The 20293-nt window shown below is 29.4% G+C and carries 17 protein-coding genes and 2 other annotated features; of the genes, 16 read left to right on the plus strand and 1 reads right to left on the minus strand.

Annotated features, from left to right (window positions below):
* Positions 1-85: 85 nt before the first annotated feature.
* The 5 genes from JL105_RS04410 (at position 86) to JL105_RS04430 (ending at position 7775) form a co-directional block, all read left to right on the plus strand.
* A complete protein-coding gene (locus JL105_RS04410; RefSeq protein WP_202690623.1) occupies positions 86-1411 on the plus strand; it encodes a replication-associated recombination protein A in 1326 nt (441 codons plus the stop codon).
* A 24-nt stretch (positions 1412-1435) separates the two neighbouring features.
* Positions 1436-1649: a binding site (T-box leader), on the plus strand.
* Between the two features lie 53 nt (positions 1650-1702).
* Complete coding sequence (gene asnS / locus JL105_RS04415; RefSeq protein WP_132025996.1) at positions 1703-3091, plus strand: asparagine--tRNA ligase; 1389 nt, start codon at positions 1703-1705, stop codon at positions 3089-3091.
* Positions 3092-3149: 58 nt separating this feature from the next.
* Positions 3150-3363 (plus strand) — a binding site (T-box leader).
* A gap of 45 nt (positions 3364-3408) precedes the next feature.
* The gene (gene leuS / locus JL105_RS04420; RefSeq protein WP_132025998.1) at positions 3409-5820 is read left to right on the plus strand and encodes a leucine--tRNA ligase; all 2412 of its coding nucleotides are present in this window, start codon (positions 3409-3411) and stop codon (positions 5818-5820) included.
* A gap of 77 nt (positions 5821-5897) precedes the next feature.
* Complete coding sequence (locus JL105_RS04425) at positions 5898-6725, plus strand: DegV family protein (RefSeq protein WP_132026001.1); 828 nt, start codon at positions 5898-5900, stop codon at positions 6723-6725.
* 93 nt (positions 6726-6818) lie between these two features.
* Positions 6819-7775, plus strand: a complete 957-nt coding sequence (locus tag JL105_RS04430; protein WP_132026003.1) for an L-threonine 3-dehydrogenase — start codon at positions 6819-6821, stop codon at positions 7773-7775.
* Between the two features lie 41 nt (positions 7776-7816).
* Here the strand turns inward: JL105_RS04430 and JL105_RS04435 are convergent, their stop codons facing one another.
* Positions 7817-9046 (minus strand): hypothetical protein, encoded by a 1230-nt coding sequence (locus tag JL105_RS04435; protein WP_132026005.1) that lies wholly within the window; start codon positions 9044-9046, stop codon positions 7817-7819.
* A gap of 104 nt (positions 9047-9150) precedes the next feature.
* Between JL105_RS04435 and JL105_RS04440 the strand changes: the two genes are divergently transcribed.
* The 11 genes from JL105_RS04440 to JL105_RS04490 all read left to right on the plus strand — a co-directional run bounded on the left by JL105_RS04440 (position 9151) and on the right by JL105_RS04490 (position 20283).
* A complete protein-coding gene (locus JL105_RS04440; protein ID WP_132026007.1) occupies positions 9151-9756 on the plus strand; it encodes a hypothetical protein in 606 nt (201 codons plus the stop codon).
* 127 nt (positions 9757-9883) lie between these two features.
* The gene (locus JL105_RS04445) at positions 9884-10309 is read left to right on the plus strand and encodes an RrF2 family transcriptional regulator (protein ID WP_132026279.1); all 426 of its coding nucleotides are present in this window, start codon (positions 9884-9886) and stop codon (positions 10307-10309) included.
* Between the two features lie 24 nt (positions 10310-10333).
* Positions 10334-11512, plus strand: coding sequence for a cysteine desulfurase NifS (gene nifS, locus JL105_RS04450; RefSeq protein ID WP_132026009.1), 1179 nt, complete (start codon positions 10334-10336; stop codon positions 11510-11512).
* A 2-nt stretch (positions 11513-11514) separates the two neighbouring features.
* Positions 11515-11952, plus strand: coding sequence for a Fe-S cluster assembly scaffold protein NifU (gene nifU / locus JL105_RS04455; RefSeq protein WP_132026011.1), 438 nt, complete (start codon positions 11515-11517; stop codon positions 11950-11952).
* 89 nt (positions 11953-12041) lie between these two features.
* Positions 12042-12539, plus strand: coding sequence for a PRC-barrel domain-containing protein (locus JL105_RS04460; protein ID WP_132026013.1), 498 nt, complete (start codon positions 12042-12044; stop codon positions 12537-12539).
* Between the two features lie 74 nt (positions 12540-12613).
* Entirely contained in the window at positions 12614-12787 is a 174-nt protein-coding gene (locus JL105_RS04465; RefSeq protein WP_132026015.1) for a YtxH domain-containing protein, read from the plus strand.
* 56 nt (positions 12788-12843) lie between these two features.
* Positions 12844-14025, plus strand: a complete 1182-nt coding sequence (locus JL105_RS04470) for an AI-2E family transporter (protein ID WP_132026017.1) — start codon at positions 12844-12846, stop codon at positions 14023-14025.
* A 141-nt stretch (positions 14026-14166) separates the two neighbouring features.
* Entirely contained in the window at positions 14167-16803 is a 2637-nt protein-coding gene (alaS, locus tag JL105_RS04475; protein ID WP_132026019.1) for an alanine--tRNA ligase, read from the plus strand.
* Between the two features lie 109 nt (positions 16804-16912).
* Complete coding sequence (locus JL105_RS04480) at positions 16913-17161, plus strand: IreB family regulatory phosphoprotein (protein ID WP_170169626.1); 249 nt, start codon at positions 16913-16915, stop codon at positions 17159-17161.
* A 13-nt stretch (positions 17162-17174) separates the two neighbouring features.
* A complete protein-coding gene (locus JL105_RS04485; protein ID WP_132026023.1) occupies positions 17175-19358 on the plus strand; it encodes a hypothetical protein in 2184 nt (727 codons plus the stop codon).
* A complete protein-coding gene (locus tag JL105_RS04490; RefSeq protein ID WP_237722327.1) occupies positions 19327-20283 on the plus strand; it encodes an aldo/keto reductase in 957 nt (318 codons plus the stop codon). Before JL105_RS04485 ends, JL105_RS04490 begins: the two co-directional genes overlap by 32 nt.
* Positions 20284-20293 lie beyond the last annotated feature (10 nt).

Genomic DNA, 20293 nt, shown 5'->3' on the forward strand with positions numbered 1-20293 from the left:
TTCAAAAAATGTGACATTATTGACTATATTAGTTATCTATTGTATTATAAAATATAACAATAAAATGATGAATAGGTGAAATATTGTGGATTTATTTACTTTAAATATGGAAAATCAATTAAAGAAAAATGCTCCTTTGGCTGATAGGATGAGACCAAGTACTATAGAGGAGTTTGTTGGGCAAAAACATATATTGGGAGAAGGGAAATTTTTAGATAGAGCTATAAAAGCAGATAGGATAACATCTATGATATTTTATGGACCACCAGGTACTGGAAAGACCACATTAGCCATGATTATAGCTAATTCGACTAATATGAAATTTGAAAAATTATCTGCAGTTACATCAGGGGTAAAAGATATTAGAGAAGTAATCCATAGAGCTGAGGAAGGATTAAAACTTTATAACAAGAGAACAATTTTATTTATTGATGAAATTCATAGATTTAATAAAGCACAACAGGATGCTTTACTTCCTTTTGTTGAAAGAGGAATAATTATTTTAATTGGTGCAACTACTGAAAATCCTTATTTTGAAGTAAACAAAGCTCTTCTTTCAAGGATGATGGTTATTCCATTAAAACCTTTAGGGAAAAAAGATATTTATGATATAATATTAAATGCCTTAAAGGATGAGGATAGAGGATTAGGCAAATATAAAGTGAATATTAGTGATGAAGCTATTGATTATCTAATAACCATATCTGATGGGGATGGAAGAATCGCGTTAAATTCTCTGGAAATAGCTGTTCTTTCTACTCCAAGAGATAATGAAGGAATAATAAATATTGATTTGGATACTATAAAAGAATGTATATTGGTTAAATCAGCTAAATATGATAAAAGTGGCGATGAACATTATGATACTATTTCTGCATTTATAAAAAGTATGAGAGGATCAGATCCTGATGCTACATTGTATTGGCTTGCTAAGATGATAAATGCTGGAGAAGATCCTAAATTTATAGCAAGAAGAATAATAATATGTGCTTCTGAAGATGTAGGCAATGCAGATCCTCAAGCTTTAATGGTTGCGGTAGCTGCCTTCAATGCAGTAGATGTAATTGGAATGCCTGAAGGTAGGATTGTACTAGCTCAAGCAGCAGTCTACGTAGCTTGTGCACCAAAGAGTAATGCTTCTTACATGGGCATTAATAAGGCATTGGAGGATATAAGGAACAAACCTATTGGAAAAGTACCGGGACATTTAAAAGATGCTTCTTATAAAGGGGCAGCTAGTTTCGGTCATGGTAAGGGATATAAATATCCCCATGATTATAAAAATGCTTATGTAAAACAGCAGTATTTGCCTGATGAATATTTAGATGCTAAATATTATTGCCCAACCAATAATGGTTATGAAAAAATAATAAAAGAGCGTTTATCTAAATTATTTGACAAAGAAGATTAATCAAATTATAATAATATAAAGTTCATATAAACTATGATAGGAAGAGTAGGTATGGGAGGTAGTTCCAGGGAGTCGGGAATAGTGGGACCTCGATACGAAGCCTATATTGAAAAACATCCTTGAGTCTCTAACCGAAATCTTATAGGAGAGTAGGCTTAGACGGATTTAACCGTTATATTTAGTTTAAAGTGGCTATGTTTAGCAATTAGGGTGGTACCGCGAACCTTTCGTCCCTGTCAGGATGAAAGGTTTTTTAGTTCTATAATATATAGAGAAGAAAGGAGTATATGTATGAGATTAGATATTAAAGAGATATTTGAAAATCCAGAAAAATTTCTGAACAAGGAAGTAGAAATAGAAGGTTGGATAAGAACATCTAGATCATCAAAAAAAATTGGTTTTATAGAAATAAATGATGGAACCTTTTTTACAAATTTACAGATAGTGTTTGATGAAAAATTAGAGAATTTTAAGGAAATAGAAAAACTACCTATAAGTAGTGCTATAGCTGTTAAGGGTGTATTAGTAGAAACTCCGAAAGCAAAACAACCATTTGAAATCCATGCAAAGGATATAAAAGTGGAAGGATATTCTCACAATGATTATCCTTTACAGAAAAAAAGGCATTCCTTTGAGTATTTAAGAACTATTGCTCATCTTAGACCCAGGAGCAATACCTTTAATGCTGTATTTAGAGTAAGGTCTTTAGCAGCTCATGCTATCCATAAATTCTTTCAAGATAGAGATTTTGTATATGTTCATACTCCAATAATAACAGGTAGTGATGCAGAAGGTGCTGGAGAAATGTTCTGTGTAACTGATTTAGATTTAGCAAATGTTCCATTAAATGAGAAAGGGGAAGTTGATTTTACTAAGGATTTTTTTGGGAAAGAAACTAACTTAACAGTAAGTGGTCAATTAGAGGCAGAAGCTTTTGCTTTGGCTTTTAAAAAGGTATATACTTTTGGACCTACTTTTAGAGCAGAAAATTCTAATACGCCAAGACATGCAGCAGAGTTTTGGATGGTAGAGCCGGAGATTGCTTTTGCTGACTTAAATGATAATATGAAATTGGCAGAAGATATGATGAAATATATTATTCAATATGTGATGGATAATGCTAAAGAAGAGATGAAATTTTTTAATTCCTTCATAGATAAAGGATTAGTTGATAGATTAGATAACATAGTAAATTCTGAATTTGGACATATTACTTATACAGATGCTATAAAGATATTAGAAGACTCTAAAGAAGATTTTCAATATCCAGTAAAGTGGGGAATAGATCTTCAAACGGAGCATGAAAGATATATTTCAGAAAAAATATTTAAAGGGCCAGTATTTGTTACTGATTATCCAAAGGATATAAAAGCATTTTATATGAGATTAAATGATGATGAAAAAACTGTAGCTGCTATGGATTTACTGGTACCAGGAGTAGGGGAAATAATAGGTGGTAGTCAAAGGGAAGAAAGATTAGATGTATTAGAGAGAAGAATAGAGGAAATGGGAATGGATAAGAAAGACTACTGGTGGTATTTAGAGCTTAGAAAATATGGAGGAACTAAGCATGCAGGTTTTGGTTTAGGATTTGAAAGAGCAATTATGTATTTGACAGGAATGAAAAACATAAGAGATGTTATACCATTTCCAAGAACAGTTAAATCAGCTGAATTTTAATGAAAGCAATTGCCTTGATTTTTTAAAATATATCTGCTATAATACTTGTTAAAATTGTATATAATCAATGATGGGAAGTAGTAAGCTATTGCATCAATTTCAGAGAACTGTTGGTTGGTGGGAAACAGTATTGATTTTAGCTGAACTCGTCCTGGAGTTGTTAAAGTGAAGTTTTAGTAGCTTTAACCGTTAACTTCGTTAAGGTTTTAAGAGGATAGTGTAATACTATCAACTTAGAGTGGTACCGCGGAATTATGCCTTTCGTCTCTATTTTGACGAAAGGTTTTTTAATTTAAAAACAAAGAGGAGGTAAAAAGATGAAGGAATATAGACCGAGTGAAATTGAAAAAAAATGGCAAAATATTTGGGAAGAGAAAAAAGTATTTGAAACTAGTGAAGATATGGAGAAACCTAAATTTTATGCTTTAGTTGAATTTCCATATCCTTCAGGGCAAGGATTGCATGTTGGTCATGCAAGACCTTATACTGCATTAGATATTGTATCAAGAAAAAGAAGATTTCAAGGGTATAATGTATTGTTTCCAATGGGTTGGGATGCCTTTGGGTTGCCTACTGAAAACTTTGCTATTAAACATAAAATACATCCAAGAGAAGTTACAAAAAAAAATGTGGCAATGTTTAAACGACAATTAAAATCAATAGGATTTTCCTTTGATTGGTCTAGAGAAATAAATACTACTGATCCTAACTATTATAAGTGGACTCAATGGATTTTTATTAAGATGTTTGAAAAAGGATTGGCTTATAAACGTGAGATGCCTATTAATTGGTGTCCTTCCTGTAAAATAGGTTTAGCTAATGAAGAGGTAGTAGGGGGATGCTGTGAAAGATGTGGTGAAGAGGTAGTAAGAAAGACTAAAAATCAGTGGATGTTAAAGATTACTGAGTATGCAGATAGACTTATTGATGATCTTGAAAATGTAGATTATTTAGAAAGTATTAAAAACCAACAAATTAATTGGATAGGACGTTCAGAAGGTATGGAAGTGAGTTTTAAAATATCTGGAAAAGACGATGTTTTAAAAGTTTTTACTACTAGACCTGATACTCTTTATGGTGCTACTTATATGGTAATTGCACCAGAACATCCATTAATTAAAAAATATGCGGAAGAAATAAAAAATATAGATGAAATAAAAGAATATCAAGAATATGCAAGTAAAAAATCTGATTTTGAAAGGACAGAACTTATAAAAGAAAAAACAGGAGTGGAAATAAAAGGGCTCAAAGCTATAAATCCAGTAAATCAAAAAGAAATACCTATATGGGTATCTGATTATGTACTTATGAGCTATGGAACTGGTGCTATTATGGCAGTACCTGCTCATGATAATAGAGATTGGGAATTTGCAAAGAAATTTAATCTTCCTATAGTAGAAGTGGTAAAAGGAGGGAATGTTGATAAAGAAGCTTATACTGACACAGAATCGGGAACTTTAATAAATTCAGAACTCATCAATGGTTTGGAAGTAAAAGAAGCAATAGAGAAGATAAGCAATTGGTTAGAAGCAAAAGGTCTTGGGGTAAGAAAGACCAATTATAAGTTAAGAGATTGGATATTTTCCCGTCAAAGATATTGGGGAGAACCTATACCTCTTGTTCATTGCGATGAATGTGGTTGGGTACCTGTGCCAGAAGAAGAATTACCTGTACTATTACCAGAAGTTGAAAATTATGAGCCAACGGATACAGGAGAATCACCATTGGCTAATATCACTGATTGGGTTGAAACTACTTGCCCTAAATGTGGTAGAAAGGCTAGGCGAGAAACAGATACTATGCCACAATGGGCTGGATCTTCTTGGTATTATTTAAGGTATACAGATCCCCACAACGATAGAGAACTTGCAAGTAAAGAAAAATTAGATTATTGGTTACCTGTAGACTGGTATAATGGCGGTATGGAACATACCACTTTACATTTATTGTATTCAAGATTTTGGCATAAGTTCTTATATGATATAGGAATAGTGTCTTGTAAGGAACCTTATAAGAAAAGAACAGCCCATGGCATGATACTTGGGGAAAATAATGAAAAGATGTCAAAATCCAGAGGTAATGTGGTAAATCCTGATGATATTGTAAATGAATATGGTGCCGATACTTTAAGAACTTATGAGATGTTCATTGGAGATTTTGAAAAGAGTGTACCTTGGTCTGAGAATGGAGTAAAAGGATGTAGAAGATTTTTAGAAAGAGTATGGAGATTACAGGATATGGTAGTGGATGGAGATGAATATTCTGATGAGCTAGAAACTAGTATCCATAAGACTATTAAAAAAGTATCTGAAGACTATGAAAGCTTAAAATTTAATACTGCCATAGCTGCTTTAATGACTTTACTAAATGAGTTTAATGATATTGGTCAAATAACTAAGGAAGATTTAAGAATCTTCTTGATATTATTAAATCCAGTAGCACCCCATATTACTGAAGAACTTTGGGAGATTGTAAATTTAGGAGGAATGCTACATGAACAGACTTGGCCTGAATATGATGAAGATAAAATCCAAGAGGAAGTAATAGAATTACCAGTTCAAGTTAATGGAAAGGTTAGAGGTAAAATAATAGTAAATATTGATGACCCTCAAGAAGTTGTTAGGGAGAAAGCTATGAAAAATGAAAGTATAATGAGGCATATAGAAGGCAAAGATATAATAAAGGAAATATTCGTGGCTGGAAAAATATATAATATAGTTGTAAAATAATTTAAAATATGAAATAATAGTCCTATTATACGAATAAATATAATAGGACTATTATTTATATGAGGAGGTAATGTGATATGAGTAAAATAAAAATTATAACTGATAGTACCAGTTATATAACAAGAGAGTATGCAGAAAAGAATGATGTATCCATTATTCCATTAAGTTATACTCTCGATGGTATAACAGAAAAGGAGGGATTTCCAGGAGAATTTGATGAATTTTTTAATAGGTTAAGTAGTACTGAATCATTTCCTACTACTTCACAACCTTCTACAGGGGATATTCTAAGTGAATTTGAAAAAGCTTTTTCTGAAGGTTATGATGAAATAATAGCCATTTTTATATCTTCTAAATTAAGCGGAACTTATAGTAACGCTCTGCTAGCTAAGAATATGTTGGAGGATAAAAAAATTGCTATTGTGGATTCAACTCAAACAGCTTCAAATTTACGATTTTTAGTAGAAGATGCAGTGAAAATGGTAAAAGAAGGAAGGAATAGTCAATATATTGTGTCTTATATCGAAAACAAAAAGAACAATATGTATGTATATTTTACTGTGGATACATTAGAGTATCTAAGGAGAGGTGGCAGACTTAGTAAGTTTCAGTCAACAGTTGGTTCTGCTTTAGATATAAAACCAATTATAGAACTAAAAGATGGGGAACTTAAATTATTAGAAAATACCCGTAGGAAGGCTAGAGCTATTAATAAGATTATCAATAAAATTCCCGAAGATGTTAATGCTATAAGTGTATGTCATGTATTATGCGAAGAAGAAGCTTTTAAGTTAAAATCTCAAATTGAAAGTATTCATCCTAATGTTAAAATCACAATTGATGTAATAGGACCAGTTATTGGCTGCCATTTGGGGATTGGTGGAATAGGAGTATGTTTTTATTAATGCTTTCTATACTTAAAAGATAAAGTATGATATAATTAAAGATGGTATAATTATGACAATGTAGTTTTTTAATATTTAATGGAGGTGTATTTTATGAGAAAGATTTTAGTTACTGGTGCTTTAGGACAAATAGGTTCTGAACTAACTATGCTTCTTAGAGAGATATACGGAAATGATAATGTGATAGCTAGTAGTAGAAGAAAAAAAGAAGGTCATGAAGAGCTAATGGAATCTGGAGTTTTTGAGGTATTAGATATTACTGATGGAAAGAAATTAGCTGAAGTGGTAAAAAAACATAAGGTAAATACTATAATAAATCTTGCAGCTATATTATCTGCAGTTGGTGAACAAAATCCTCAACAAGCTTGGAATATCAATATAAATGGACTATATAATGTATTGGAAGTAGCAAGGGAAGAAAATTGTTCAGTATTTACTCCTAGTTCTATAGCAGTTTTTGGACCAACTACTCCTAAAGATAATACACCACAAGATACTATACAAAGACCAACTACTATGTATGGAGTAACTAAGGTAGCAGGAGAATTACTATGTGATTATTATTATCTTAAGTATGGGGTAGATACTAGGGGCGTACGTTTCCCAGGACTTATATCCTATAAAACTTTGCCTGGTGGTGGAACTACTGATTATGCAGTACATATCTACTATGAGGCATTGAAAAACAAAAAATATACTAGTTTTATAGCTGAAGGAACAAAAATGGATATGATGTATATGCCTGATGCTTTAAATGCTGTAGTTCAATTATTAGAAGCAAATCCTGATAAATTAGTTCATAGGAATGCTTTCAATATAACTGCAATGAGTTTTGCTCCTGAAGATATTGCAGCATCTATTAAAAAAAGGATACCTGAATTTGAAATAGATTATGATGTAGACCCAGTAAGACAAGCAATAGCTGATTCCTGGCCAAATTCTTTAGATGATTCTGCAGCTAGAGAAGAATGGGGTTGGGATCCAAAATATGATTTGGATGCTATGACAGAAGATATGTTAGAAAAACTTAAAGTAAAATTAGGACTTTAGTATATTAAGGACAAGGTTTTTCCTTGTCCCTTTTTATTAATTTATTTATTAAATAATTTAAATTTATTAAATAGAGAAGATTTATTTTTATTTAATATATCTAGTATTTTTTCTATGTTTTTTTCAATATTTTTCTGGGAATTCTGTATTTCATCTAATGTGGTTTTTATTTTTTTAATATCTACTTCTTTATCTTGATTAGGTATAAAGGTATTTATATTATTATAATTTGATAAATTAGAATGATTATCTTTAGGTTTTAGAGTCTCTATAAAGTAAAAATAAGGAGTATTTTTATTGGAATAATAAGCATTATTTATATTAGTATTTTTTAAGCAAGGAATATTTTCTGAAATTTTTGCTAATTTCAATTCTTTTCCATTGATATTAACATTATTACCTTTAATCCAGGATTTACCGTAATCCATAGAGTATAAGAAACCAATACTATTTTCAATTATGTATATGATTTTTAATGTACCATTTTCTTCAATCATAATAGGCATTTGATTACAATTTAAAACCAATGGTATGTTTACTTGTTTCCAACTATAATCTTTTTCAGGTTTAGATGGAAATTGAGCATATTTTAAAATATTTTTATCTATACTTCCTTCTAACCATAATCCATGAAGATTGTCTTTTGAATCAATAAATAGATAAGGAAGTATGTTGTTAAAATTGATATCTGATATTCTATGAGGTGACTTATTCCACCTTTCAGTCAATGAATTATAGAAAGTGTGATAAATTTGGTATCTATAATTATCATTACTACTGTATATTAAGTGTATTGTACCAAAGGAATCTTGTCTTAAATGTAGGGAATGTTCTTTTTTATTGGCTATATAATTTATCACATTAAATTTTTTCCATGAGTTAAAATCTCCAATGATATGTTGTATAGTCCAAAGTTTATTGTTTATTAAATTAGCATAACTATAAAATAAATTTATGTTGTTATCTTTAATAAATAAATAAAAATTATTATATATATTAGATTTTAAATTAAATTTTGCTATCACTGCTTTAGAGCAATTTTCATCTTTTAAAATATAATAGTTTAATTCACCAGTTTCCATTAAAGCGATAATATGTACTGTATCAGCATAATCTATTGTTGCAGTAAAATTTAAAACTTTATCTTTACATAAAAATTTAGTAGTTAAAGGAATATAATTAAAATTATATATAGTATATTGAATATTATTTAAAGAACTTAAATAAAACAGAATTAATTCTTTTTTTGAGTTTATAATTATGTTATTCAATTTAATTGCCTCCTTTATAATAAAACTGACACAAAAATGCTTCTATAACATAATATGAAAGCAAAAGCAGATTTATTTATTAAAAATATAGGGGTGAGAAAAAGATGAAAGATTTAGATTTAAGCAAAACAATGCAAGAAAATGAGGAAGAATATGAGGATGTTTGCATTATAGCGGATAAGGTCTTTGCATCATGCCAACAGAGAAAATGTTTTTCAGAAATAGAAGTAGATTTAGGTGATAAGACTTTTAAAGATATTAAATTTAAACCAGGATTTATAGTACCTAATACATTAGTAATTATGGATATTGAAAACCAACCAAATTTTAGACGAGTAAAATTTACTTTAAGAATTCCATTTGAAATAATAAGTACCAAAGGTAATATTATAAAAGGATTTTTGCCAGATATATACAAGGATGTTATATTGTTTATGCCTGATGCTAGGGATGAGTTTCAATTCAGAATAGTAGTTGAAACTAGTTCTGAAGTATTGGGTGAACCTATCGAGACTGATAGTAAGCTTACTTTTGCTGTAGGGGTATTTATCATAACTAAAGTTGTGGGTACTGTACAATTGTTAATACCAACTTATGGATATTGTCCCGTACCAGATCCATGTACTGAATTTAGCCCTGAGGATTTATGTGATGAATTTGATGACAAACCTTTTCCTGATTTTTTTCCACCACAGTTTGAAGATATTTAAACAAAAAATTAAAGGAGTGTACACTCCTTTAATTTTTTTAGTTTGAATGTTGACAAAAATAGTAGGGTATAATATAATTATGAAAAGAATACCAAGGAAATTGGTTGGGATTAAGAGAGGTGATAAAATGAAGCTGTCAACGAGGGGAAGATATGGGCTAAAAGCCATGTATCAACTTGCCCTTCATTATGGAGAAGGTCCCATACCATTAAAAAGTATTGCAGATGCTCAGAATTTGTCAGAAAATTATTTGGAACAACTGTTTTCTAGTTTGAGAAAAGAAGGTCTTTTAAATAGTGTAAGAGGAGCTCAAGGTGGATATTTGTTAGCTAGACCACCTAGTGATATTACAGTAGGAAGCATTTTAAGAACTTTAGAAGGAGATCTTGCTCCAGCTGATTGTGTAATAGATGATGAATATGATTGTGAAAATGAAGAACATTGTGTTACTAAATTAGTATGGATAAAAATTAGAGATAGTATAAATGAAGTTGTAGATTCTATTACATTGCAGGATATGTTAGATGAATATAAAAAAATGAAAAAAGATTAAATAAAACGTTAGGAGGAATATATTATGGATAAGCTTATATATATGGATAATGCAGCTACGACTCCAGTAAAAAAAGAGGTGTTGGATGCTATGTTGCCTTATTTTAGTGAGAAATATGGTAACCCTTCTAGTATATATTCTCTTGGGAATCAGTCTAAAGTTGCAGTGGAAGAGGCTAGGGATAAAGTAGCTAAAGCTATAGGAGCTAAACCTAATGAGATATTTTTTACTGCGGGAGGCTCAGAAGCTGATAACTGGGCTATTAAAGGAGTAGCTTATGCTAATAGAAAAAAGGGAAATCATATAATTACTTCTAAGGTTGAGCATCATGGTGTGCTTAACACTTGTGAGTACTTGAAAAAGCAGGGTTTTAAAGTAACTTATTTGGATGTAGACGAATACGGAATTATAGATTTGGAACAATTGAAGAAATCTATAACAGAAAAAACCATACTTATATCGATTATGTATGCTAATAATGAAATTGGAACTATTCAACCTATTAAAGAAATAGGGGAAATAGCTAAAGAAAAAGGAATATATTTTCACACTGATGCTGTTCAAGCTGTAGGACATTTAATAATAGATGTGGATGAATTAAATATAGATATGCTATCTATGGCAGCTCATAAATTTTATGGTCCAAAGGGAATAGGAGCACTTTATATTAGACAAGGTGTGAAAATTGATCCTCTTATTTCTGGTGGGGGGCAAGAAAGAAATCGTAGGGCAGGTACAGAGAATGTTCCAGGAATTGTAGGTATGGGGAAAGCTATAGAATTGGCATATAGAGATATAGATGAAAAAAATGAAAAATTAATTTCTTTAAGAGAAAGATTGATAAAAGGAATATTTGATAATATAGATCATGTTAGACTTAATGGTCATCCAACAAAAAGGCTACCAGGTAATGTTAATATATCTTTTGAATTTATAGAAGGAGAATCTTTATTACTTAGTTTAGACATGGAAGGTATTGCAGCTTCTAGTGGTTCAGCATGTACGTCAGGGACATTGGATCCTTCTCATGTGTTATTAGCTATAGGCTTACCTCATGAGATAGCCCATGGCTCTTTAAGACTTTCATTAGGAGAGTTTAATACAGAAGAAGAAGTAGACTATGTGGTAGAAAAATTAGTAGATATAGTTGCAAGATTAAGAGCCATGTCACCACTATATGAAGAGTTTAAGGAGGAGAAGTAAAGATGTATTCAGAAAAAGTAATGGAACATTTTAGAAACCCCAGGAACGTGGGAGAAATAGAAGATGCTGATGGTGTTGGAGTAGTAGGTAATCCAAAATGTGGAGATATAATGAAGATGTATTTAAAAATTGAAGATGGTATTATTGTAGATGCAAAGTTTAAGACTTTCGGTTGTGGTTCTGCTATAGCATCTTCAAGTATGGCAACTGAAATGATAAAAGGTAAAACTATTGAAGAAGCAATGAAAGTGACAAATAAAGCTGTTGCTGAAGCATTAGATGGATTGCCACCTATAAAGATGCATTGTTCTGTATTAGCTGAACAAGCTATTAAGGCAGCTCTTCTTGATTATGCAAAAAAGAACAATATAGAAATAGATGGATTAGAAGATTTTGATTCATCAGATAATTCTCATGAACTTGATGATGATATAGAATAATTAGCACTCTTCTTCAAATTTTATAAATAAATTTATATTTTTTTAGAGATACTAATATATAGGGATAGAATAGAAGAGGGGTATATTTTGTGATTAGATACAAACAAATATTGATTTGTAAACTCATTGGAGGAGAAAAAAAAGAGCCTATAGGTAAAATATTAGATGTAACATATTCTGATGATTGCAGAAGAGTAACGTATTTAATAGTGAAAAATGATAATTTAATTAATAATAAAATTTTTATTCCTTTTGAAGATATTATTTTTTTAGATGAAGATCAAATACTTTATTTAAAAGATGAAAAAGATTTAGAAGAAGCATTAGAAGGTATAGTGACAAAAGAGTTAAAATTATTAGAAAAAGAAGTAAGAACAGAAGAAGGAGAATGTATTGGATATGTAAAGGATTTTATAGTAAATAAAGAAGATGGTTTTATTGAAGGTTTTATAATTACTGAGGGAATTTTTGAAGACATATTAAGGGGCAGAAACTATATACCTCTCTTTAAAGATATAAAAATAACGGAGAATTGTATTTGTATACCCAATTGTATTTTTAATATTCTTAACAAAAATAACAATTAATACAAAAAAAATATTGAATTTATTATGAACCTAGTGGGAAAATAATAAATACAAATACAAAGGAGAGGATATATATGAATAATAATAATGGTTTTAAAAGTGGAGCATTAATGGGAGCTATATTAGGTACTTCAGTGGGAATGTTTTTTGGTGCTAGAATGAATCCTATACAAAAAAGAAAGATTACTAAAAATATAAGAAAGGCTAGATCTACATTAATGAATGGTGTAAATTCTCTATTAAGATAGGCAGCTTAAGCTGCCTATTAAATTCATTAACATAAAAAACAAGGGGAAAAACCATTATGAATATAATACATTCGGACGCTTTAACAAAGCTTTTAATGCTTTTAACTTGTATATTAGTAATTTTAATTATTTATTATTTAATACAAATTGGTAATAATCATGTAGATAAGGAAAAAGAAATTCATATTAATAAAAAAATCATATTTCCATTATTAATTATCATATTATTTATATATTTATTATATATATTTATAAAAAAGTACGATTTTCTGTCAGATATCATATTTACTATATTGATATCTTTAATATTTGCTTATTTATTAAATCCTTTAGTAAATTACTTTGAAAAACATAATATAAAAAGAAGTTGGGGAATTTTTATTATATATGGAATTATAGTTGGTATTATATTAATATTTTCCTTTTTAGTAATACCAAAAACAGTCAAAGAATTAAAAAGATTAATATCTGTACTTCCTATATATTTTGAACGTATTTCTTATATTTTAAATGAATTATATATAAATATAGATAATATATCATCTGTATTTAATGGGATAGAGGAAATATTTATAGACAGTATAAATAATATTCAAAATGTGATAGTAACTAGTATTAATAAATTTATTGAAGGAATTGTGTCCACTTTTTCGAAGATTATAAGTCTTATATTAATACCTATATTAACCTTTTACTTTATAAAAGATAATGAATATTTTAAAAATAAAATTTATTTAACTATTCCTAAAAAGTATCGGAAAAAAACTGAAGCATTATTTTGTGAAATAAATCTAGTTCTTAGCCAATTTGTAAGAGGAAGATTACTATTAGCTATGTATGTAGGGTTAGTTACAACAATTATGTTATTAATATTAAAAGTGGATTTTGCAGTTATAATAGGTGTTATAACTGGCGTAGCTGACATTATACCATATATCGGACCTTTTTTGGGATTTTTGCCAGCAGTATTTTTTGCTTTACTAGATAGTCCTATTAAAGCTTTATGGGTAGGAATTTTATTTATTTTAATACAATGGGTAGAAAATAATATATTAGCACCTAAAATAATTGGAGAGAGTACAGGAATACATCCTATAACTATTCTTTTAGCATTAATTATAGGTGGAGGAATGTTTGGAGTTATAGGTATGATATTTTCTATTCCAATAATAGCTATATGGAATATATTATTTGATTTTATTATAGAAAATGTAAAAAAACCAAATAACATAAAATAACAATTTATAGACCTATTTTGTTGACAAATCTTCAAGTTTAAATTATAATCCAAGTATAGACATTAACGTAATAAAACGTCCCTTTACTGAGGGACGAATTTTTTATAAAAACAAGACTATTTTTAGAGAGGTGTACAATAGATGAAAAAAATTGGCTTACATGAGATAAGACAGGAATTTATAGATTTTTTTAAAGATAAAGGCCACTTAGTTATAAAAAGTTTTCCTTTAATACCTAAAAATGATAAAAGTTTATTATTGATAAATGCAGGCATGGCACCACTTAAACCTTATTTTACAGGTGAAAAAACGCCACCGAGTAAAAGAATTGTTACTTGCCAAAAATGTATAAGAACAGCAGATATAGAAAATGTAGGGAAAACCGATCGGCATGCTACTTTCTTTGAGATGCTTGGTAATTTTTCTTTTGGCGATTATTTTAAACGTGAGGCTATAGAATGGGCTTGGGAATTTTTAACGGAACGTTTGGAAATTCCTAAAGAAGATTTATGGGTATCCATATATAAAGAGGATGATGAGGCATTTAAAATTTGGAATGAGGTTATAGGGTTAGAAAAAGAAAAAATAGTTCCCTTGGGAAAAGAAGATAATTTTTGGGAATTAGAAATAGGACCTTGTGGACCTTGTTCTGAAATATATATAGATAGAGGTAAAAAATACGGATGTGGTAAGAAAGATTGTAAGCCAGGCTGTGATTGCGAGAGATTTATTGAAATTTGGAATTTGGTATTTACACAATATGATAAGGATAAAAATGGCGAATACCATCCCCTAGAGCATCCAAATATAGATACAGGTATGGGACTTGAAAGAATTACTGCAATCATAGAAGGAGCAAGAAATATATTTGAAATAGAAGAAATACAGCATATACTAAAATTTGTAGAAAAAACTTCTGGAAAGAAATATGGAATAGACCCATCAGTAGATACTTCTATTAGAGTTATTACAGACCATAGTAGAGCTATAACTTTTATGGTTTCTGATGGTATATTACCTAGCAATGAAGGAAGAGGATATGTTTTAAGACGTTTAATAAGAAGAGCAGCAAGGCATGGGAAATTATTGGGTATAGAAGAGCCTTTTTTGAATAAAATTGTAGATGTAGTTATATCTTCCTGGAAGGTTGAATATCCAGAATTAGAAGAAAAAAAAGTTCAGATAAAAAAAGTTATACAAGCTGAAGAAGAGAAATTTCAAGAAACTATACATCAAGGTATTAATATATTGGAAAATTATATTGAAGAACTTATTTCAAAAGGTGATAAATGTTTAAGTGGAAAAAATGCATTTAAATTATATGATACCTATGGATTTCCATTAGACTTAACTAGAGAAATATTAGAAGAAAAGGGATTAACTGTAGATGAGAAAGGTTTTAACCAACAAATGGAAAAACAAAGAAATATGGCTAGAAAAGCTAGAAAATCAGTTGTAGATTCAGGATGGAAAAATGCTCAATCTACAGAATTATTTAGTGATTATGATACCCAATTTGTAGGATATGATATTTTGGAAATAGAAACAAAAGTTTTAGGATTATTTAAGCAAGGAGAAGCTATTGAAAATTTAGAAGAATATGATCAGGGGATTATTATTCTTAAAGAAACCCCTTTCTATGGCGAAAGTGGAGGGCAAGTAGGAGATACAGGGTATATAAGAGGAGAAAATTTTGTAGCTAGAGTATTAGATACTAAACGTATTGATGATGTAATTGTTCATTTTATAAATGTAGAAAATGGTAGAGTAAGTGTAGAAGAACCAGTATACGCTATAGTTGATAAAGATCGTAGAGAAAATATTAAAAGGAACCATTCTGCTACCCATCTACTACACAGAGCTTTAAAAGATATATTAGGAGAACATGTAAATCAAGCTGGTTCTATAGTATTACCCGATAGATTGAGATTTGACTTTACTCATTATGAACCTGTAAGAGAAGAACAATTAAAGGAAATAGAAAGGATAGTGAATAAAAAGATATTAGAATCTTTAGAGGTAAAAATTATAAATACGACATTAAATGAATCTCAGAAAATGGGAGCAGTAGGACTGTTTGAAGATAAATATGAAGATGAAGTTAGGATTGTACAGATGGGAGATTATTCTAAAGAACTTTGTGGTGGTACTCATGTAGATAATACTAGTAATATAGGGCTGTTTAAAATTATTTCTGAGTCTAGTATTGCAGCTGGTGTTAGAAGAATTGAAGCTATTACTGGGTATGCAGTTTATGAATATATAAATCAAATGGAGAAGGATATTCAAAATATCAGTAGCATATTAAAAACTGATAGAAGTCAATTAACTGATAGAATATATAATTTGATAGAAGAGCTTAAAAAAAAGGAAAAAGAGCTAAATTCATTAAAATCTAAAATGGCATCCTCTATAGCAGAAGATATAATTAATAAAAGTGTCAAAGTAGATGGTGTAAACTTAATAAGTTATAAAATAGAAGATATGGACATGGATAGTTTGAGAAATTTAGGCGATGAGATTAAAAATACTATAGATTCTGGAATAATAGTTTTAGCAAGTATTGATAAAAACAAGGTATCTTTTGTTTCTATGGTTACTAAGGATTTAGTAAACAAAGGTTTCCATGCTGGTAATATTATCAAGGAAGTGGCTAAGATTACTGATGGAGGCGGAGGAGGTCGTCCAGATATGGCACAAGCTGGAGGGAAAAATATAAATAAAGTTGAAGAAGCCTTAAGTATGATTCCCAGCATAATAAAAAAACAAATAGAATAAATATTAGCTATATATAGCTAATATTTATTTTTAATACTGTATATTATATTTACAATATGATATAAATACTATAGGGGGTGTTTTTGTGAGTAATAAATTTAATGAAACTATGAAGTTTGAAACACCAAAAGATAAAGATAATGAGGTAAGAGAAATTATTCTAGCAGTATTTGATGCATTAGAAGAAAAGGGATATAATCCTATAAATCAAATAATTGGTTACATACTATCAGGGGATCCAACCTATATAACTAGCCATAATGATGCTAGGAGTTTAATCAGAAAGATTGAGCGAGATGAATTATTAGAGGAAATATTAGGTTGCTATTTGGAGAATGAAAGAGAAAAAGATATTTAGGAGAGAAATACAGGTGAAAAGAAGTAGAATATATTTAATAATATTTGTTATCATATTTGCATTGTTTTCATTTGAACAAACAAGTTATGGAAGTGATTATAAAGAATTGGATTATAAACTTTATATAATAGTTGTAAATAGGCTTACACTTCCAGATATAGAAAAGATGCCTAATATAAAAGGTCTGATAGATGAAGGAAATATTGGTTTAATGAATACTAGAGGTGTTAATGGCTACAAAGGAGCAGAAAGTTTTGCTACTATAAATGCTTCTGCTAAGACGTATGCAAATAATGAAAGTAGTCAATTATATAATTTAAAAGGTAAGTATAAAACTATTTATGAAAATCGTGTGGGAACTGTAGATGAAGAATATGCAATAGGTAATATACAATTAGGTAAATTGTATAATCAAAATGAAAAGAATAATTATTCTCCACATATAGGAGCCATAGGTGATAGTATTCACAGTAAAGGTTTGAAAACTGCTGCCTTTGGTAATAGTGATACAGATGAAGAGGCTATAAGAACAGGAGCATTAATAGCAATGGACTCTAAAGGTCTAATCGACCTTGGTAATGTTGATGATGTTCTATTAGAGGATATAAATTATCCATATGGTATAAAAACTGATTATGAAAAAATATTATTGGAATTATCAGCTATTGAAGAAAAAGCGTCTTTATTAGTAATTGATACTGGAGATTTAGATAGACTTAATAGTTATAGCGATTATTTATCCATAGATATTTTCCAACAAAAAAGGGATTTAATATTAAATGATATTGATAATTTTGTTGGGAACTTATTGCCTATTTTAGATAAAGAAAATTCCATGGTAATGATTATTAGTCCTAATGCAGGAGAAGATAGAATAGCTGATAGTAGATTGTCTCCTATTATAATGTGGGGAAAGGAAATAAAAAAAGGTACTATTACCTCATCTACTACGAACAGAGAAGGTATTATATCTAATTTAGATATTGGTCCCACAATAGCACAATTTTTGCAAGCTCCTATAGATGGTATGACAGGGAATCCTATTGAAAGTATAAAGAAAGAAGATAGTTTTAAATACATTAAAACAGTTAATAATCGTGTTAATACTACATCTAAGGTTAGATCTAAGACTTTATTAATCTATGGGATCATAATAGTTATAACTATGCTGTTAACCTTAGTACTATTGATATTTAATATAGATGTGGGAAATAAAATAGGTATAGTATTTAATAGATTTTTCTTGTTATTGTATACTATTCCTATGATATTTATATTTAGCTCTTTATTGAGTATAGATAATCTTTTAAAGTATTTTGTTAGTTTATTCGTATTTATTATTATATTTTGGTTTATCTTTAGGAAATACAACAATTCGAAGTGTATATATTATATATCTATAGGTTATTTCGTAATATTTTTGTTGGATTTAATTACCAAAGGAAGTTTTACTAGATATTCAATTATTAGTCATGACCCAATTATTGGAGCTAGATATTTTGGCATGGGCAATGAGATGGCAGGAATTTTTATAGCCATTGCAACTTTAATAGCAGGTTTATTATTAGATGTATATGAGAATAAATATGCATCTATAGCATTATTGTTATTATCTATTATAATGATAGGGCATCCTAAATTAGGGGCTAATGTAGGTGGAACCATGGCTATCTTATCAGCAACTATTTATTTTATGTTGTTAATTATGGGGAAAAAATTAAATATAAAAAATTTAATTTTATTTATATTTATTACTGGCATAGCAATAACTATTTTAGGATATATAGATACTGTTATAAATCCAAATCCAACTCATTTGGGGAAAACTATAAGTTTGATAGAAGAAAAAGGGATAGGAGTTACTCAAAATATTATAGGTAGGAAATTACTTATGAATATTAAATTAATTGGAGCTTCTGTCTGGACAAAAGTTATATTTATTGATATAGTAATTCAAGTTGTTCTTTCCTATGTATATAAGAATAGGATATTATATATTATGGAAAAAGGATTAGGGAAGGGAATTTTGAGCGGTATTATAGGAAGTTTGATTGGTTTATTATTAAATGATTCGGGAATAATACTTTCAGCATTATCCATGAATTTAATTACACTATTCTTGTTATTTATTGTTATAGGGCATGGAGAAACATATATAAATGGAAGTGGTAAAATTGAAAAGAACAAAGTTAGGTAATACAGATATTGAGGTTTCGAGACTCTGTTTTGGATCATTAACTATAACACCTTTTCAAGCAAATTTGTCAATAGAAGAAGGTGGAAGGCTTATACAATATGCGTACAGTAAAGGAATAAATTTTATTGATACAGCTGAAATATATGATAATTATGAATATATTAAATATGCACTGCAAGGAATAAAACGAGAAGATTTTGTTATAGCTACTAAGTGTTATGCATACACTAAGGAAATGGCAAAACAAAGTTTGGAATTAGCTTTAAAGGAGTTGGATACAGATTATATAGACATATTCTTACTTCATGAGCAGGAGAGTATTCATACAATTAGAGGGCATTATGAAGCTATAGAATATTTTTTAAAAGCAAAAGATATGGGTAAAATAAGAGCAATAGGTATTTCAACTCACAGGGTAGAAGGTGTATATGCTGTAACTCAATATGATGAGCTTGATGTGGTTCATCCTATTATAAATATGGCAGGTATTGGAATACAGGATGGAAGTATCCAGGATATGTTAAATATTATAAAAAAAGCTTATAATATGGGAAAGGGTATATATGGTATGAAACCTCTAGGAGGAGGACATTTAATTGGTGAAGTAGAAGAAGCATTTAATTTTGTAAATAGTGTACCTTACATTCATTCTTTTGCTATAGGAATGCAATCTAAAGAAGAGGTAGATTGTAATATAGCTTTACTAAAAACTGGGAAGATACCTAACGATTTAAAAGAAAAATTAAAAAAGAAAAAAAGAAGATTAATAGTAGCGGACTATTGCATAGCTTGTGGAAATTGTGTAAAAACTTGTAAACAAAATGGAATTGAAATAATTGATGGTAAAGCTATTCCTAATGAGAATTGTATACTTTGTGGTTATTGTGCAAGAAATTGTCCGGAATTTTGTATTAAGGTAATATAGAAGGAGAGAT

It is taken from the genome of Keratinibaculum paraultunense (genome assembly GCF_016767175.1).
Taxonomy (GTDB): domain Bacteria; phylum Bacillota; class Clostridia; order Tissierellales; family Tepidimicrobiaceae; genus Keratinibaculum; species Keratinibaculum paraultunense.

Bases quoted from the DNA above. Each gene is read 5' to 3' on its own strand.
- JL105_RS04430 (WP_132026003.1), top strand. From the start codon at position 6,819: ATGAGAAAGATTTTAGTTACTGGTGCTTTAGGACAAATAGGTTCTGAA.
- leuS (WP_132025998.1), top strand. From the start codon at position 3,409: ATGAAGGAATATAGACCGAGTGAAATTGAAAAAAAATGGCAAAATATT.
- nifU (WP_132026011.1), top strand. From the start codon at position 11,515: ATGTATTCAGAAAAAGTAATGGAACATTTTAGAAACCCCAGGAACGTG.
- JL105_RS04470 (WP_132026017.1), top strand. From the start codon at position 12,844: ATGAATATAATACATTCGGACGCTTTAACAAAGCTTTTAATGCTTTTA.
- JL105_RS04440 (WP_132026007.1), top strand. From the start codon at position 9,151: ATGAAAGATTTAGATTTAAGCAAAACAATGCAAGAAAATGAGGAAGAA.
- alaS (WP_132026019.1), top strand. From the start codon at position 14,167: ATGAAAAAAATTGGCTTACATGAGATAAGACAGGAATTTATAGATTTT.
- JL105_RS04480 (WP_170169626.1), top strand. From the start codon at position 16,913: ATGAAGTTTGAAACACCAAAAGATAAAGATAATGAGGTAAGAGAAATT.
- JL105_RS04425 (WP_132026001.1), top strand. From the start codon at position 5,898: ATGAGTAAAATAAAAATTATAACTGATAGTACCAGTTATATAACAAGA.
- nifS (WP_132026009.1), top strand. From the start codon at position 10,334: ATGGATAAGCTTATATATATGGATAATGCAGCTACGACTCCAGTAAAA.
- JL105_RS04445 (WP_132026279.1), top strand. From the start codon at position 9,884: ATGAAGCTGTCAACGAGGGGAAGATATGGGCTAAAAGCCATGTATCAA.
- JL105_RS04465 (WP_132026015.1), top strand. From the start codon at position 12,614: ATGAATAATAATAATGGTTTTAAAAGTGGAGCATTAATGGGAGCTATA.
- asnS (WP_132025996.1), top strand. From the start codon at position 1,703: ATGAGATTAGATATTAAAGAGATATTTGAAAATCCAGAAAAATTTCTG.